At 42.7% G+C, this 16,909-nt stretch carries 14 protein-coding genes; all 14 read right to left on the bottom strand.

The features are described from left to right. Positions 1–87: 87 nt before the first annotated feature. The 14 genes from ACN0V2_RS03695 to fabD all read right to left on the bottom strand — a co-directional run bounded on the left by ACN0V2_RS03695 (position 88) and on the right by fabD (position 16,899). Positions 88–2,220 carry an EAL domain-containing protein gene (locus ACN0V2_RS03695; RefSeq protein ID WP_417549441.1) on the bottom strand — a complete coding sequence of 711 codons (2,133 nt, stop codon included), beginning with the start codon at positions 2,218–2,220 and terminating at the stop codon, positions 88–90. A 60-nt stretch (positions 2,221–2,280) separates the two neighbouring features. Further along, positions 2,281–6,168, bottom strand: coding sequence for a PAS domain-containing protein (locus tag ACN0V2_RS03700; RefSeq protein WP_417549442.1), 3,888 nt, complete (start codon positions 6,166–6,168; stop codon positions 2,281–2,283). Positions 6,169–6,247: 79 nt separating this feature from the next. Continuing rightward, a complete protein-coding gene (locus tag ACN0V2_RS03705) occupies positions 6,248–8,050 on the bottom strand; it encodes a methyl-accepting chemotaxis protein (RefSeq protein ID WP_417549443.1) in 1,803 nt (600 codons plus the stop codon). Positions 8,051–8,225: 175 nt separating this feature from the next. Further along, positions 8,226–8,849 (bottom strand): GDSL-type esterase/lipase family protein, encoded by a 624-nt coding sequence (locus ACN0V2_RS03710; RefSeq protein ID WP_417549444.1) that lies wholly within the window; start codon positions 8,847–8,849, stop codon positions 8,226–8,228. Continuing rightward, on the bottom strand, positions 8,849–9,628 hold the full coding sequence (locus tag ACN0V2_RS03715; RefSeq protein WP_417549445.1) for a TatD family hydrolase: 780 nt from the start codon (positions 9,626–9,628) through the stop codon (positions 8,849–8,851). Before ACN0V2_RS03715 ends, ACN0V2_RS03710 begins: the two co-directional genes overlap by 1 nt. A 38-nt stretch (positions 9,629–9,666) precedes the next feature. After that, the gene (locus tag ACN0V2_RS03720) at positions 9,667–10,020 is read right to left on the bottom strand and encodes a PilZ domain-containing protein (protein ID WP_136554279.1); all 354 of its coding nucleotides are present in this window, start codon (positions 10,018–10,020) and stop codon (positions 9,667–9,669) included. 32 nt (positions 10,021–10,052) lie between these two features. Then, the gene (gene holB / locus ACN0V2_RS03725) at positions 10,053–11,015 is read right to left on the bottom strand and encodes a DNA polymerase III subunit delta' (RefSeq protein ID WP_417549446.1); all 963 of its coding nucleotides are present in this window, start codon (positions 11,013–11,015) and stop codon (positions 10,053–10,055) included. Then, entirely contained in the window at positions 11,012–11,647 is a 636-nt protein-coding gene (tmk, locus tag ACN0V2_RS03730; protein WP_417549447.1) for a dTMP kinase, read from the bottom strand. The genes holB and tmk overlap by 4 nt, the downstream gene beginning before the upstream one ends. Beyond that, complete coding sequence (gene mltG / locus ACN0V2_RS03735; protein ID WP_417549448.1) at positions 11,644–12,669, bottom strand: endolytic transglycosylase MltG; 1,026 nt, start codon at positions 12,667–12,669, stop codon at positions 11,644–11,646. Before mltG ends, tmk begins: the two co-directional genes overlap by 4 nt. Then, positions 12,666–13,496 (bottom strand): aminodeoxychorismate lyase, encoded by an 831-nt coding sequence (pabC, locus tag ACN0V2_RS03740; RefSeq protein WP_417549449.1) that lies wholly within the window; start codon positions 13,494–13,496, stop codon positions 12,666–12,668. The genes mltG and pabC overlap by 4 nt, the downstream gene beginning before the upstream one ends. A gap of 10 nt (positions 13,497–13,506) precedes the next feature. Further along, the gene (gene fabF, locus ACN0V2_RS03745; RefSeq protein ID WP_417549450.1) at positions 13,507–14,748 is read right to left on the bottom strand and encodes a beta-ketoacyl-ACP synthase II; all 1,242 of its coding nucleotides are present in this window, start codon (positions 14,746–14,748) and stop codon (positions 13,507–13,509) included. Positions 14,749–14,842: 94 nt separating this feature from the next. Continuing rightward, positions 14,843–15,079, bottom strand: a complete 237-nt coding sequence (acpP, locus tag ACN0V2_RS03750) for an acyl carrier protein (RefSeq protein ID WP_014707198.1) — start codon at positions 15,077–15,079, stop codon at positions 14,843–14,845. 138 nt (positions 15,080–15,217) lie between these two features. Continuing rightward, positions 15,218–15,961 carry a 3-oxoacyl-ACP reductase FabG gene (gene fabG, locus ACN0V2_RS03755; RefSeq protein WP_417549501.1) on the bottom strand — a complete coding sequence of 248 codons (744 nt, stop codon included), beginning with the start codon at positions 15,959–15,961 and terminating at the stop codon, positions 15,218–15,220. A gap of 2 nt (positions 15,962–15,963) precedes the next feature. After that, the gene (gene fabD, locus ACN0V2_RS03760) at positions 15,964–16,899 is read right to left on the bottom strand and encodes an ACP S-malonyltransferase (protein ID WP_417549451.1); all 936 of its coding nucleotides are present in this window, start codon (positions 16,897–16,899) and stop codon (positions 15,964–15,966) included. Between the last annotated feature and the right edge of the window lie 10 nt (positions 16,900–16,909).

Here is a 16,909-nt window from a genome sequence, read left to right on the forward strand (position 1 = left end):
GAGGAATTATTGCAAATTATTGTGAATGTTGCTGGAGACGATAATAAATAACGACTTGTATTCTACATTGGTACGTTTCAGTAAATTTCAACTTTTATGTTCGTATAGATCGGTGTCGGCGTACATGTATAACGATTGCAGATCAACATTGACGATGGATTGGCTTGAAGCAATGCCAACAGTATATTCAATGTTCAAATGAGGGCTTATAGCTGCGTTATAGTCTTTTACTGCCACGGCCAATTTTTCCAGTGAATTTGCGATAGGTTCACCAATACAAAGCACAACAAACTCATCATCAACCAGTCTGGCGACTAATTCTGTGTCGGTAAAAGTCTCCGTCAATAATCGGGAAAAATTAATAAGCGCTTCATCACCAGCAGAAATACCATGTGCATGGGTAATGTGTTTGTAGTTATTCAAATCGAAATAGTACATTGTGATGGTGGTTTGTAACGGAACAAAAATAGTGATTAATTGCTGGGCTCTTCCCTCAAACGCATCACGATTCAGCAAGCCGGTCAGCTTATCTTCGTCAAGTAACGGGTTATAGTCTATTTCTTGTTCTACCATCTGTGTCATTTGCTTTAACAATTTTATGTCGGTTTCAGAGAACTCCTTGGGTACCGAGTGTTTTAGACATAATGCACCTAACTTTTCGCCCGATCGGACCCGAATTGGACACCCCGCATAAAAACGCACGAAAGGCGCCGATGTCACCATAATGTTATTAACGTATTGATGGTCTAAAAGCGTGTCCGGAACGATATAAACATCATCTTGGGCAATAGTCTGGTTACAAAAGGCAATAGAACGTTCAGTTTGTCTTTGACTGAAACCAATTGACGATTTTATCCATTGGCGATTTTCATCAATTAACGAAATCAGGCTGATTTCCACATTAAACAATCGGGCGCAAAGCTTGGTTATTCGGTCATAACGATGTTCGGGTTCACTATCCAATAATCCAAGGCCGTGTAAATGTTTCAATCTTTGTAAATCAATATGCTCTGACCCCTTATTCGACCATTCAATAAAAGCATCAGGCAACATCGGGCGACCAATAAAATATCCTTGGGCTTGATCGCAGCCCATTTTTCGCAATAACTCTAAGGCTGTATTGTCTTCTATACCTTCAGCAGCCACCTGCATATTCAAACTATGAGCCAGTTCAATAATGGCCTTAATCACTAGTCTCGATTCACGTGAATCAGCTGATGTCATTACAAAGGTTTTATCCACTTTAACCTCGGAAAACGGCATACGAACTAACGCCAACATGGATGAAAAACCGGTACCGAAATCATCGATGGATAATCTAAAGCCACGTAAACGTAATCGGGTCAATATATCCAATGACATGACGGGGTCGTCCATCGCAGCCGTTTCAGTTAATTCAAGAATAAGCTGATCAGGATGGATTTGATTGCTTTCGCAAAGCATTTCAATTTGTTTGAATAACTCAAGATTTTTTAATGAGGCCGCGGAAATGTTTACTGAAAGTAATAATTCACGGTTATGGCTACTTACTGTGGATTCAGCCGCCTGCAATTGCCTCAGAAAGCCTAAAGCCTGCTCAAAAACTTGTAAGGTTAATAAATCAATTAAGTCGTGTTGTTCAGCTAACGGAATAAATTTTTCGGGTGAAATAAAGCCTTTTTCTGAATGGTGCCATCTTGCCAACGCTTCAAACCCGGTCAGAGCACCACTTATGCAAGAGATTTTAGGTTGATAAACCAAATAAATTTCATGATTGTGAATTGCCTGTTCCAGCTCATTTACACTAAGGGTACTTGTCTGGTTTTCTGCACGTAATTGTTGCCCAAAGGTGTGGTCAGCACTACTAATCGATTCAGCATTAATCAAATCTCGGAAGGCTTTTGGATTAAAGGGCTTGGGCAATATACCCAATACATTTAGTCCATGAGCACCAGCGGAGCGCGCCGCGGCATGAAGTAATTGCTGTCCGGCGCCACTGGTTATGATTAACTGAGCATCTATCCGCATACGGCCCAGTTCGCCGAGAACTTCTACGCCATCCATATCAGGCATAATCAAATCAACAATCAGATATTGCGGTTGCCAGTCATGCAAAATTTTGAGAAAACTTTTAAAGTCTGAAGTGACTTTGGCTGATAGACCAATAAATTCAGCGACATTTGCGATTGCTCGTGCAGTGAGGTTATTGTCATCTAAAATAAGTACTTTTAATTCGGTCATCGCCCCAGAATACTCTTAATTATTTAGCGTAAATAAGCAGTGCAACCTCAATGTAATCTTTTACTCATCTTGCAAAGACTTACGGATTTTAGTGGTTAATTCATCACGACTATAAGGTTTGCTTAGCAACATAACGCCAGGGTCTAATCGACCATGATGTACGATTGAGTTTTCGGTATATCCTGAGGTAAATAACACTTTCAAGTTTGGCCGAATACGCATAGCTTTATCTGAAAGCTCCCTACCATTCATTCCACCAGGCATGACCACATCCGTAAATAATAAGTCGATTTGAGCATCACTCAGGATGATCTCCATTGCTTCATTCCCATTAGAGGCACTTATTACCTGATATCCCATAAATTCCAATTGAGATATAACATAACTACGAACCAGTTCATCATCTTCAACAACCAGGATAGACTCATTGCCTATATGAGGCTGAATCTGCAGCACTGTAGGATTTTCAGCGCTAGCAACCTCCTCTGGTGATCTGGGTAAATAGAGTCTGATTGTTGTGCCCTGCCCAAGTTCCGAATAAACATTAATATGACCAAAGCTTTGTCGTGCAAACCCATAGACCATTGCCAACCCAAGGCCAGTGCCTTTATCTTTGCTTTTGGTGGTATAAAACGGTTCAAACACTTTATCTAGATTTTCTGGGGCAATACCAATGCCGGTGTCTGAGACACCAATGATCACATAATCACCTGGATTGACATCATGTTGTGAGCCATAGTCTTCTGAAAGCGAAACGTTCATTGTTTCAATCAATAATCGACCACCGGATGGCATAGCATCACGAGCGTTAATCGCTAAATTTAATAAGGCATTTTCCAGTTGTCCCGGATCTACCTGTGCTAACCATAGATCTGCTTGTAAAACCAGTTCCAGTTGAATTGCCTCACCGATGGACCGGCTGAGTAATCCTTGAAAATTATTCAATAATTGGTTGGCATCAATGTGTTTTGGATCAAGCGCTTGCCTTCGGGAAAATGCCAGTAAACTGCGAATTAATTCAGCACCACGATCAGCTGCTTCCTGAATCATTTCAGACAGACCACGTAAGTTGGAATTACTATCAAGTGACTCGGTAATAATTTCGGCATTGCCGACGATCACGGTCAGTAAATTATTAAAATCGTGCGCGACACCGCCGGTTAATTGGCCTACTGCTTCAAGGCGTTGAGATTGACGTAATTGTTCTTCAATTTCAAGCCGTTCACTAATATCGGTTATTCCACCGACCATACGGATTGCTTCATTAGCTTGATTGTAAATTACATAACCACGGTCTATAACATCTGCGTAACTTCCATCTTGTCGTTGAAACTTATAATTATCTGACCAACTCTGTTGGCGCTCTTCGACAGAGCGCTTCAGATTATTAACGATCCTATCGCGATCATCAGGATGAATACGTTTTTCCCATCCTTCAAGTGTGGGTAAAGACTCTGCATATATACCAAATAGTGTGGCAAAACTATCACTCCACCAAAGTTTATTGGTGACGAGGTCCCAGTCCCATATCGCATCATTGGTCGCTTTGGATAACAATTGAAACCGTTGTTCACTCTCATGAATATTGGCATGAGCTTGTTTTTGCAGCGTAATATCGGTTATGTATCCTTCAATCGCGACTATGTTTCCATCATTACCTCTTACACCACTACCTTGTTCCCAAAACCAGCGAATCCCACCATCTTTATGAATGATTCGATATTCAACCTGAAATGATTGGTTTTGAGTCAATGCCTTATCAACAATTTCAGCAGCAAACTGACGATCATCAGGATAAATTAGACCTGCAAATGTAATGGCTTTATTTTCAAGCACTAAATCTGCATCATAGCCGGTTAATCTTTGAAACGATTCACTGACATATAACATTGTCCACATGTCGTCATACATACAACGATATGCTACTCCCGGTAGATTTCTCAGTAATTGCATCAGCGATCTTTCGGCTTCTGAACGTTGGGCCTCAACGAGCTTAATATTGGTGATGTTTTCTGTAATAGCGATAAGATGGATTGGCTGACCATTCGCATTACGCTGTAAGGAGATACTTGATCGTGCCCAGACAATCTCTCCACTCTTACTGATATAGCGTTTCTCCAAAATACGACTATCCTGGATTCCAAGCAGAATATCGTTAATTTCCAGTTGATTTTGCTCTATGTCATCCTTGTGCATCAGTTGTTGAAGTGTGAGTTGAATCAGCTCTTCATTAGAATAGCCCAGCATTTCACAATAGGCTTTATTGCACTCAAAAAACTGTCCATCTGTACTGATGATTGCTACACCTGTTGCAGCATCCTGGAACGCTTCTCTAAAGCGACTCTCACTTCGCCGAATCCGCTCTTCATTACGTTGCTTACCTATCGCAATCGAGATAATTTTTGTGATACGTTCGATAGTATCAAGCTGTTCCGGTTCCGGTGTTTTGATGGTGTTGTGATAAACGGCAAATGTTGCGATAACATTTTGTTTTTCATCAAAAATGGGGTGTGACCAGCAGGCTCGTAGGTCATACGCCAATGCGAATTCACGATAATTTTCCCATAAAGGGTCATTTTCAATATCGCTGACGATCACCGGGCGTTTAAGAAAGGCTGCTGTTCCACAGGATCCTGCTTTTGGGCCTATTGCTTCACCATGTATGGCATCGTTATAACTATTGGCTAAATGGGGTGCAGAACCATGAAGTAGACGTTTTCCCTCTTCATCGATCAATAAAATGGATGCAATGGTATTAGGAATTATTTCTTCAATACCGAGAACAATCTGATCCATTATCTGGTGCAGCTCCAGAGAAGAAGCAACGGCTTCTACCATGCTGGATTCCAGTATTTGAATCATTTCTAACCGTTTACGCTCAGTGAAGTCGATAATCATGCCTAAGCGGCGTATTTCCTGCCCACTCGCGTTAAAAACCGATTTGCCACACTCAAACATCCAACGAATCGCACCGTCATTCTTACGTGTAATGCGATATTCAGTTTCAATTATGCCGCTATTACTTGGTTTAGCTCGAGCCGAATCCAATTTTGGCTTGTCTTCTGGCAAAATAAATTGCTCAAAACTCTCAGTTGTGCCGGCAAACTCTTCGAGTTTTAAACCAAATAAATTGGCGGTTTGTTCTGACCAGATCACCTTGTCATTGACTAAATCAATTTCCCAGCTGCCCATATGACCAATTCGCTGGGTTTCTTCCATTAAGCGTAATCGGTAATCACTATGACTGATATGCTGTCTTATATCAGTCAAATCCAAGACAGTTCCAAACAGTTCGTTATCATAAGGCCCCCAGGTAGCACGTTGCCTGATAAAACGTAGCGTGTTTTCCGACGTGAATATTCGGTGACAAATATCAAGGCTCGTCTGATTGGTAATAGCTAGATGAAAAGCGTTTTCCACATACGATTTATCGTCAGGATGAACTAATTCCAAGATTGCTATTATTGATGGGGAAAACTGCTGAGGGGATTTGGTAAAAATTTCAAACGTATGTTCACCCCACCAAAATTGTGATGTAGTGGTGTTGTATTTCCAGTGTCCAATAAGTGTGGAGGAAGATTCCAGGTCACTGGATACCCAATCTTGTGCTGGGCCCGGCTGAATTTGACTGGATAGAATAACCAGTAATTTATTACTGTTATCAAGTACTAAAGTAGCTGGATAACGCAAAGCTTGGCTCATACCAATAAGCGTCAATGGAGATGCAACCGGCGACTCTGAATTTAAGTTGATTGAATTGAGTGATTCAGCAAAAAAAGCACTAAATGACAAACCGATAATGTCACATTCATTTTGAGCTTTGATGAGTCTTAATGCTTCTGAATTCGCCGTTAATAAAAGCGTATCCTGAAAAATAAACACTGCCTGCGCCTGCTGATTAATCAGGACGTTTAACAAATAATCATGAGACTCAGCATTGTTACTCAATTTGGTTTCTCACATTATTAGTTCAGGCCAAACTCTCTACAACGATATAACAGAGTTGGCCTGAGCAGCTAGTGAATTTTTAAATTTTGAACTGACTGATTTGTGTTTCCAGTCCATTCGCCAATCTGGCCAGTTCCTGACTGGTCAATGTAGTTTGATTGGTACTTTCGGCATTCTCTTCTGCAACTTGAGCAATACTGACAATATTACGGTTTATTTCCTCAGCAACGGCCGATTGCTCTTCTGCTGCACTGGCAATGTGGGTATTCATATCACGGATTGAAGCGACTGATTCAGCAATAATATCCAGTGATTGCCCGGCCTTCTCCGCTTTTTCGACACTTTGATTGGCTTGTTCAAGTTCTTCATCCATAACTCGAACAGCTTTTTCTGCTTCGTTTTGCAAACGATCAATAATTTTTTTAATTTCTTCGGTTGAGTCATGGCTACGTTTAGCGAGTGTTCTAACCTCGTCAGCAACCACAGCAAAGCCTCTGCCCGATTCGCCTGCCCTAGCCGCTTCAATGGCCGCATTCAATGCTAAGAGATTCGTTTGCTCAGCGATTCCTTGAATCACCGTCAACACGCTACCAATATTCTCACTTTCTTTTTGCAGATCTTTAATTGAGATGGCGCCTGTTTCTACTTGTTTTGCAAGTTGCTTAATACCGTTAATAGCGTCCATGACCACAGATTTTCCTGCCTTAGTTTCATCATCTGCAGTGCGTGAAGCTTCAGCTGCTTGAGTAGCATAGCGAGCAACCTCTTGAACTGTTGCCGTCATTTCATTCATCGCGGTTGCGACCTGATCACTATCACTTTGTTGGCTCATAACGCCACGACTTGTTTGTCCAGTAATAACCGTTAATTCTTCAGCGGCCACATTAAGTTGGCGAGATGAATCAAACACTTGCTGAATCAATTGACTGAATGCAGTCATCATTTGGTTAAAGACATCGGCCATTTGCACAATTTCATCTTTCCCTTCGACATTGGCTCGCTGAGTTAAGTCTTTATTTTGCTGAGCGCGTTTCATCACTTCAGACAACAGATTGATTGGGTTGACCACACTGCGGCTGATAAACTGTGATAGGAAAATTAAAATAGCTAAAATCAACAATATTGTAATAACGGCTTGAATATAGACCGTTTTTTCATGAGACGAAACTTTATCCGCTATGAGTCTAGCTGTTTCGCCGAACAAATCCCTTATTTCATAAACATTTGCTCGCATAGTTCCAATCTGACCAAGATCTTCGTTAAAACCCAGCTGCTCATAATTGGTTACTAACGTAGCGAAATCATTGCTATAGTTTTGCATCAAGTCCTTTACCTGACGTTGTTCGGAATCGCTCATATAGCTTTGCTGTAGATCCTGATAAAAAACCTTCAGGTTATCGTTAAACGTATTGAAGTAGCTGACATCTTTACGCAATAAAAAGTCTTTTTCATTGCGACGTAACATCAGCATGCTTTTTAATAATGTATCGTTTTGATAATCTCCCAGCATTTTTTCAGCTGCCTGAACTGACTTTCGTAAATTGCCATAAAGTCCATCTGTATGGCTTAAGCCAATAGTTTGCTGCATCGTTACAAGCTCATTAAAGGCCGTGTAATATTGCTCTAGCAAACCGAGTAATTGTGGGATTTGCTCAAGCTGAATACCTTCAGCATTTAGTTGATTGTCTAGCTGGATGAGTTGTTGCGTGATTTGACTGTAATTGTCGTTGAAACTTGCTTGATATTTAACATCGAGACGATTGAAAAAATCCTTTTGATCAATCCGCATATTTACCAATGTTGTTTGAGCTTCAATACTCAGCGCATTTGATTGGCCAATTTTCACCAAAGAATTCATGCCGAGAATTAATATTGTAGCCAAGATGAGAATTCCGACGACCATTAAACTGTTTAAAAGCAACATTTTTGCTTTGACAGAAAGGGAATTCAACATGATACGCTCCAAAGTGGGTGGGAACTCTTCCCAATACTTTGTATATCGTCCTCATGGATTAAAACTTTAAAAAATCACAACCAAAATAAAACATAACACTCCATCACTTCGAAATAGCACCCGATTTGATTAATAAATGGTGTATGGATTGAGCGAACTGTCGATAGCCAAGCGCATTGGGATGAACTTGATCGGCTTTTAAGGTGTTGTCGATAAGTAGCTCACTAAGAATAGTGGGCTGGATGGGAATATTATTATTCTGAGCGACTTCAAGATATAAAGGTGCAGGTGCTAGATTGATTGCAAAGGTTGGTACCGCTACTAAAAGTACTTGCGCACCACTATCAGTAATTTCATCTACCATGGCCTGCAAATTGGCCTGCAATTGTTGGCGGCTTAGTTTACGTAATAAATCATTGCCTCCGTGACACAAAATAACCAGATCCGGATTTGTCTCCTGAAGTAGTTGTGATAAACGCGTTTTACCAGCACTACTGAGTTCGCCGGGAATTCCAGCATTGATAACTTCTCTGCCAGTTAATTCCGCCAATACTGATGGATAGCTTTGTCCTGGTTGTGCACCAGTGCCAAAGGTAAGGCTATCGCCAAAGGCGAGAATTACGGCATCTTGTTTAAGTGGTTTTAGCTGAACGTCAGGCTGGCCACAACCTACCAATCCTAGAATTATAATAGTGATCAGAAGTAAATTTTTGGCCTGACTTTTCATTAAGCGGCTTTATTAACAGTCGGAAATAATCGGTAAAAGTTATCCGTCGTTGCTGCTGCTATCTGTTCCTCTGACTCACCCCGAAGTTCAGCCAAAAACGCTGCTACATGTTTTACAAAAGCGGGTTTATTGGTTTTTCCACGGTGTGGTACTGGTGCCAGGTAGGGCGCATCAGTTTCAATCAGAATTCGATCCAGTGGCAGCTGTTTGGCGACATCTTGTAACTCACGGGCGCTTTTAAACGTCACGATGCCGGATAATGAAATATAAAATCCAATATCCAACGCACGCTTAGCGGTTTCCCAATTTTCGGTAAAGCAATGAATAATGCCCCCGGCATCTCGGGCATTCTCTTGTTCTAGCATTGTCATAGTATCTTCACGTGCTTCCCGCGTATGAATGATCAATGGCTTTTTTGTCTGTTTAGCAGCAGAGATATGATAACTAAAGCGATCCCTCTGCCAGGTCAAATCCCCTTCACTACGAAAGTAATCAAGTCCTGTTTCGCCGATGGCAATCACTTTTGGATGCGCTGCCAATTCGATTAGTTGTTCAGTAGTTAACGTGCCTGATTCTTCAACATTTGGATGAATTCCAACGCTGGCCGTGAGTTGAGGATATTGCTCTGCCAGTTGACGAACGGATTCAATACTTTCTTTATCAATAGCAATACACAGGATGTGTTCAATATGATTTTCAGTAGCTTCGGCGACCATTGCAGCAACGCCGCCCGGTTGATCAGCCAGCAAGTTCAGGTGACAGTGTGAATCAATATACATAAATAACTCGGTTGATGAAGGCACTTACCTTCAGTGTTTTACATTGTGTAGGTAGCTTTGTCTGATTTCAATTTATCGACCAGATGGTTTTCAATTTTGCCCCGAACCACATTCGCCCCGCCATCACCTTCACTGAAATGCACGCCAATACCGGCAGCTTGATTACCTTGTGCCCCTCGAGGGGTAATCCAGGCAATGGTTCCAGCCACCGGGATTTTTTCTGCTTCATCCAGCAAGGTAAGCAAAATAAATACTTCTTCACCCATTTCGTAGGTTTTATTGGTAGGGATAAATAAACCACCGTTTTTAAGAAATGGCATAAAAGAGTGGTAAAGCATGTTCTGATCACTGATTTTCAGTGAAAGGATACCTTTACGTGGATTCATGCCCATATAAATACTCTTTAATTGATTTAAGGTAGAGGCTAGTGATTTACTGAATTTGTTTGTGAAATACGCATTACAGAAACCATAAAGTCCTCTATTAACAGTGTCTTGTTATAGTTATTTGAAGACGATACTAGCTTTATTGTATTCACTATGCAATCAACGATCTGCCAATATTGCTGGGTTTTACTATCCTCAGCATACTCCGAATAGTGTTTTTTCAGTCGAATTTTAATCGTTGATAATAGTTGATGCATCACTTTAACCAGATCTAACTGTTGCCATTGACTAGCGAGCTGCACCGGATTCGCACGCTGTTGGAGTAACTGATCAAAATCCTGCTGAACCTGCTGATAGCTTTGCCATTCATTGGTTTCAAGGGCTTTTACAATAGCAAATGGGGCATCCAGGGTTAATGATGTAATCTTCTCCACCTGCTCAGCATCGGCGGTAATACCCTGTGAACTAAGCCAATGCAATGTAATTGAATGATCAGGAGCAGGCAGATGCATTTGCTGACAGCGACTGCGAATCGTTATTGGTAATCGGTGAACAGCGTCAGTCGTTAAAATCAAAATCGTGTTTTTCTGTGGCTCTTCAAGCAGTTTCAATAAACTGTTGGCAGCACTGTTGGTCATCGAATCTGCCGATTCAATCACCACTGTTTTCCAATTAGCAATGCTTGGTGTGAGCGATTGTTTTTCTTTTAAGGCACGGATTTGTTCTATTTTTATCGATTTACCCGTTTCTTCTGCACGGATAGTCAGATGGTCAGGATGATTGCCCGCCTGCACTAACTGACAACTATGGCAGTGGCCACAGGCATGAAACTCTTTACTTGGGGATTGGCATAACAAGCTTTCTACCATTTTTGCAGCAAACAGCGTTTTGCCCAATCCCGCGACCCCAGTTAATAAGACAGCATGAGGTAAACGTTGCTGTTCTACTCTGGCAATAACATGCTGCCATAGCGGCAGTTGCCATGGTAAAAGCTCTGTCATAAAACTGCTGTGCCCGTTAACTCATCAAGGTGACGGCTAAGCTGTTGTTGAATCGCTTCAATACTCTGGCTGGCATCAATTAATTTGATACGTTGTGGTTCTGCTTTGGCTCGGGCCAAATAACAGTTTCTGACGCGTTCAAAAAAAACTTGTTTTTCCTGCTCAAAGCGATCTTTTTGCTGCTGACGCTGTTCTACCCGAGTTTGGCCAAGAGCAACCGGTAAATCAAACAAGAAAGTCACATCGGTATGGCAGCCTTGCAAGGTCCAGTCAGCGAGTTCACCAATCCGTTGTTCGTTAATGCCTCGGCCGCCACCTTGATAAGCGAACGTTGCATCAACAAAACGATCGGATAACACCCAGTCACCGCGTTCTAATGCAGGTTGAATAACCTGTTTAATATGTTCGGCACGAGCCGCAAACATCAGAAGTAATTCAGTCTCTTCTGCCATGGACTGATCAGTTGGCTTCAGCAGCACTTCACGAATTTCTTCACCCAGAGGGGTGCCGCCTGGCTCGCGGGTAACGACAACTTGTTTGCCACGGGAACGTAAATATTCGGTAATAAACTGTAGCTGGGTCGATTTTCCAGCGCCTTCAATTCCTTCAATGCTGATAAATTTTCCGCTCATTGTGTTAACCGCATAGTGTTCCAATATTGTCTTACCGCCCGATTATGATCTTCAAGGTTATCCGAAAATACATGGCCACCGTTTTCAGCACCCGCAACAAAATACAAGCTGGTACCTTCTGCCGGATTCATAGCCGCTTCAATGGATTCTTTACTAGGTAAACAGATTGGCGAAGGTGGTAAACCAAACCGGGTGTATGTATTGTATGGGGTATCGGTTTGCAGATCTTTTTTGCGGATATTGCCATCATAACTGTCCCCCATTCCATAGATAACGGTGGGATCTGTTTGTAGACGCATGCCTTTATCCAAGCGTCTGACAAATACTCCAGCAATTTCGGGTCTTTCTTCAGGTATGGCACTTTCCTTCTCAATAATCGAGGCCATGATCAGCACTTCATACGCTGAATCGTAGGGTAAGTTTTCTGTCATTTGCTGCCAGGCGCTATTAAGTTGTTCCTGTAATTTTTGATAAGCACGTTTTAAAAACTGAACATCACTGGTATTGGCGGGAAAATGATAGGTCTCAGGTAAAAATAAACCTTCAACCCGTTCATTTTCGATAGATAACGCCTCACGAACAGTTTCATTATTCAATTCAGTTAATGTTTGTTTAATTTTGGGATGAGTTTGAATTTTTTCAAATAATTGTTTGGCTGTCATGCCTTCAACGATGGTAATCGAATATTGAACTACTTTGCCGCTGATAAAGAGATTCAATAAAGCCGGTAAAGTGTCATCAGCTTCAATCCGATATTCACCGGCTTTTATCTGTTGCGCATTACCTTGAAGGCGAGCATAGATATCCAGATAGACGCTAGGGACTGGGCTCAAACCGCTGTCGTACAAACGTTGACTAACTTTACTGATGTTATCCCCAGGGTAAATGGTAAAGATGGTCTCCTCTTCTATCAGATTTACCGGCTGATGCAGAAATCGCTGATATTCACTCCAGGCAACCAACGCAATGACTGCAGCGATCACTAATAAAAAAAGTAATTTGATATATAAAGGTATTTTCATTCGATTACATTTATTGAGTTTAGAGCATTCTGTAATTTTTGAGTCAGCGGACCATGACCAAAATCCACATTAAGATCAGTGATTCGAATCACCGGCCATATACCCACTAAACTGTTGCAGACAAAGACTTCTTCAGCAGATTTCAGATCATCAAGGGTCAGTGTTGTGATGTGCAGAGGTATGTCCAGTTCATCAGCAATTTTAATAAGCTGTTTACGCATAATACCAGCGATTCCTGAGCTGGAAAGCTCAGCAGTAAACAATTCATTGTTTCGCACTAGAAACAAATTAGACATAGTGCCTTCGATTAGCCGCTCCTGGTAATCCAACATGAGCCCTTCGGCAATCGTCTCGTCCTGCCATTCATTGCGGGCAAGAACCTGTTCCAAGCGATTAAGATGTTTGATTGCAGCCAAGGATGGATTGATGGCCAAACGTTGCTGACAGATCCGCACGGTAATACCGGAAACATTAGCAACAGGATAAACCGGCATGTCATGGCTGCTGATAATGCGGGTTGTGGGCATTTCTGCCTGATAACGATAACCCCGGCCGCCAGTGCCACGAGTAACCATCACTTTGATGACGGCATCAGCATTTAATTGCTGGCATACAGTATCAATTTCTGAAATTAAAGAGTGTTGTTGTACTGTGGAAAAATCGATGTTGAGACGATGACAGCCTTCAATTAAACGGGAAAGATGATCGGGTAAAAATTCCAGTTGGCCATGACGATAGGCGATGGTTTCAAATAAACCATCGCCATATTGCAAGCCACGATCCGTGACATCGATTCTGTTTTCGGGTTGACCGTTAATCAGAATCATGTCGCGTCAACTAACTGAGTTTTTTGAAGATAACAGTGCCGTTGGTGCCGCCAAAACCAAATGAATTTGACATAGCAATCTCGATTGGCATTTCCCGGGCGATATGAGGAACATAGTCCAGATCACAACCTTCATCAGGGTTATCTAGATTAATGGTCGGTGGAGCAACCTGATCACGAATGGCCAGAATGCTGAAAACGGCTTCTACACCACCTGCTGCACCTAACAAGTGACCGATCATTGATTTGGTGGAACTGACTGCTACTTTTTCAGCTGAATGACCTAAAGCTGTTTTAATTGCTTGGGTCTCAGCCACATCACCGGCTGGCGTGGAAGTGCCATGTGCATTGATGTAATCAATCTCTTCGGCGTTGATACCAGCATCGTTCATCGCATTGACCATACAACGTGCTGCACCTTCGCCACCCTGTGACGGCATAGTCATATGATAAGCATCACTGCTCATGCCTGATCCCACCAATTCAGCGTAGATGGTAGCTCCACGTTTTTTAGCATGTTCGTATTCTTCTAATACGATGACACCGGCACCATCACCCAACACAAATCCATCACGATCTTTATCCCACGGACGACTTGCTGCTAGAGGATCTTCATTACGTGTGGACAATGCACGTGCTGCAGCAAAACCACCTAAACCGGTTTTAGAAGTGGCCATTTCTGCACCACCGGCGATCATCACATCAGCATCACCGTATTGGATCATACGACCTGCAGCAGAGATACAGTGGGTTCCTGTAGAACAGGCGGTAACAATCGCAGTATTCGGGCCTTTCATGCCGTACATAATCGATAGGTTACCGGAGATCATGTTGATAATATTACTTGGTACAAAGAACGGTGAAATCCTACGAGGTCCACCGCTCAGAAAACTGTCATAGCCTGCTTCAATGCCTGGCAATCCGCCAATACCCGATCCGATAGCAACACCGATGCGCTCAGCATTGGCATCAGTCACTTCCAATCCTGCATCTTTTATGGCTTCAACTGCGGCCGCAATGCCGTAGTGAATAAATGTATCCATTTTTTTGGCGTCTTTACGAGAAATAACTGTCTCAACATCAAAGTCTTTGACGCTAGCACCAAAACGAACTGGGAAATCAGTCACATCAAATGATGTAATGGGAGCAACACCACTTTTGCCAGCCAGAATATTTTCCCAGCTTTCAGCCACCGATAAACCGACCGGTGTTACCGCGCCTAGTCCGGTAACGACAACGCGTCTTTTAGACATCAGTTTTCCTCATGTAAATCTTCTCTATAGATACGACGTAGCCGTCTAGCATGACCTGCACGCTAGACGGCTACATCTGAAGCAATCTGTAATATTAAGACTGTACAGAATTAATATAAGCGACAGCTTCTTTTACAGTGGTGATCTTTTCAGCTTCTTCGTCAGGAATTTCACATTCAAATGCTTCTTCCAGTGCCATAACCAGCTCAACAGTGTCCAGCGAGTCTGCACCCAGATCATCAATAAATGAAGCATCGGCAGTTACTTCATCGGCATTTACACCTAATTGTTCAACAACAATTTCTTTTACTCGAGCTTCGATATCACTCATAACATCTGTTTCCTTTGGTGGTTAAGTACAAACAACGTGCTGGCATTTTATAGTGCGAGCACTGCGGAGACAAGCTGGAAGCCTTGTCCATAAAATATCTCCACAATAAAAAACCTAAGTCTCAGCAGATTCAGGCCATTAATTCATATACATACCGCCGTTTACATGCAGCGTTTCACCAGTAATATATCCTGCTAAAGGACTGGCTAAAAAGCTAACAGCAGCGGCAATTTCTTCTGCCTCACCGAGGCGTTTGACAGGAACCTGTTCCAATAGCGCAGTTTTATGCGCTTCTGGCAGGCCACTTGTCATATCGGTATCAATAAAACCAGGGGCAACACTGTTCACAGTAATACCACGTGCCCCTACTTCGCGAGCCAATGATTTACTAAAGCCGATTACACCAGCTTTAGCGGCGGCATAATTGGTTTGACCGGCATTACCCATAACACCAACAACTGAAGTGATATTGATAATACGGCCCCAACGGGCTTTAGTCATTGCGCGTACACAACGTTTGCTTAATTTAAAGATCGGTGTGAGGTTGGTATCAATAATATCGTCCCACTCTTCATCTTTCATCCGCATCAACAGATTGTCGCGGGTAATGCCTGCGTTGTTGACCAGAATATCTGGTGCAGCGAACTCAGATTCAATCGCTGTGACTACCTCATCAATGGCATTTTCCTGGGTCACATTTAATACCACGCCTTTACCCTGAATGCCTGCTGATTGCAGATATTCACTGATGGCAGCGGCGCCATTTTCTGAGGTCGCGGTGCCGATAACCGTCGCACCCTGCTCGCCCAGACTTAACGCAATGGCACGGCCGATACCGCGGGTAGCGCCAGTCACCAAAGCAACTTTACCTTGTAGGCTCATCATTATTCTCCTAACACTTCTTGAGTTTTCTGCAACGTCACCGAATCATATACCGGTAAAGCCTGCAACGATTTATCGATACGTTTGCTCAAACCCGCCAGAACCTTACCTGGGCCACATTCAACCAGAGTGTCTACACCCTGCGCGGCAAGCCATTCAACTGTTTCAACCCAACGTACCGGGTTATATAACTGTTGGGCCAGTAATTGACGGATTTCATCAGGACTCGCAGTAGCTGTCACACTGGCATTATGAATCACGGGAATTTGCGGTGCTTGAATTGATACTGATTCGAGTTCTTTGGATAATTCTTCAGCAGCCGGGCGCATTAAAGCGCAATGAGAAGGAACACTGACGGGTAATAACAAAGCACGTTTGGCGCCTGTTTCCGTGGCAATTTCAACAGCTTTATCAACCGCGGCTTTGCTACCGGCAATCACCACCTGACCTGGTGAATTGAAATTCACTGCTTCGACAACGCCTTCAGCACTGGCCTGCTGACAAACAGCTTTCACTACATCATCTTCTAAGCCCAGGATAGCCGCCATAGCGCCTTCACCTGCAGGAACCGCTTGCTGCATTAATTGACCACGTTTTTCAACCAGTTTAATAGCCGTTTTGAAGTCAATTGCCTCAGCTGCAACCAGCGCGGTATATTCACCCAGACTATGGCCAGCAAAATAGGCTGGTTTATAGTCACTTACTGATTGCCAGCATCGCCATACAGCAATACCTGCAGCTAGCATGGCCGGTTGGGTTTTATCGGTTTGATTGAGTTCAATTTCAGGTCCGTTTTGCACCAAAGCCCACAAGTCATAGCCAAGTGCATCACTGGCTTCGTCAAATGTCCCTTTTACTTTCGGAAACGATTCAGATAACTCGGCAAGCATCGTTACAGACTGAGAACCTTGGCCGGGGAAAATAAATGCTGAATGCATTGGTATAAAT

The organism is Methylophaga sp., assembly GCF_048266885.1.
GTDB lineage: Bacteria > Pseudomonadota > Gammaproteobacteria > Nitrosococcales > Methylophagaceae > Methylophaga.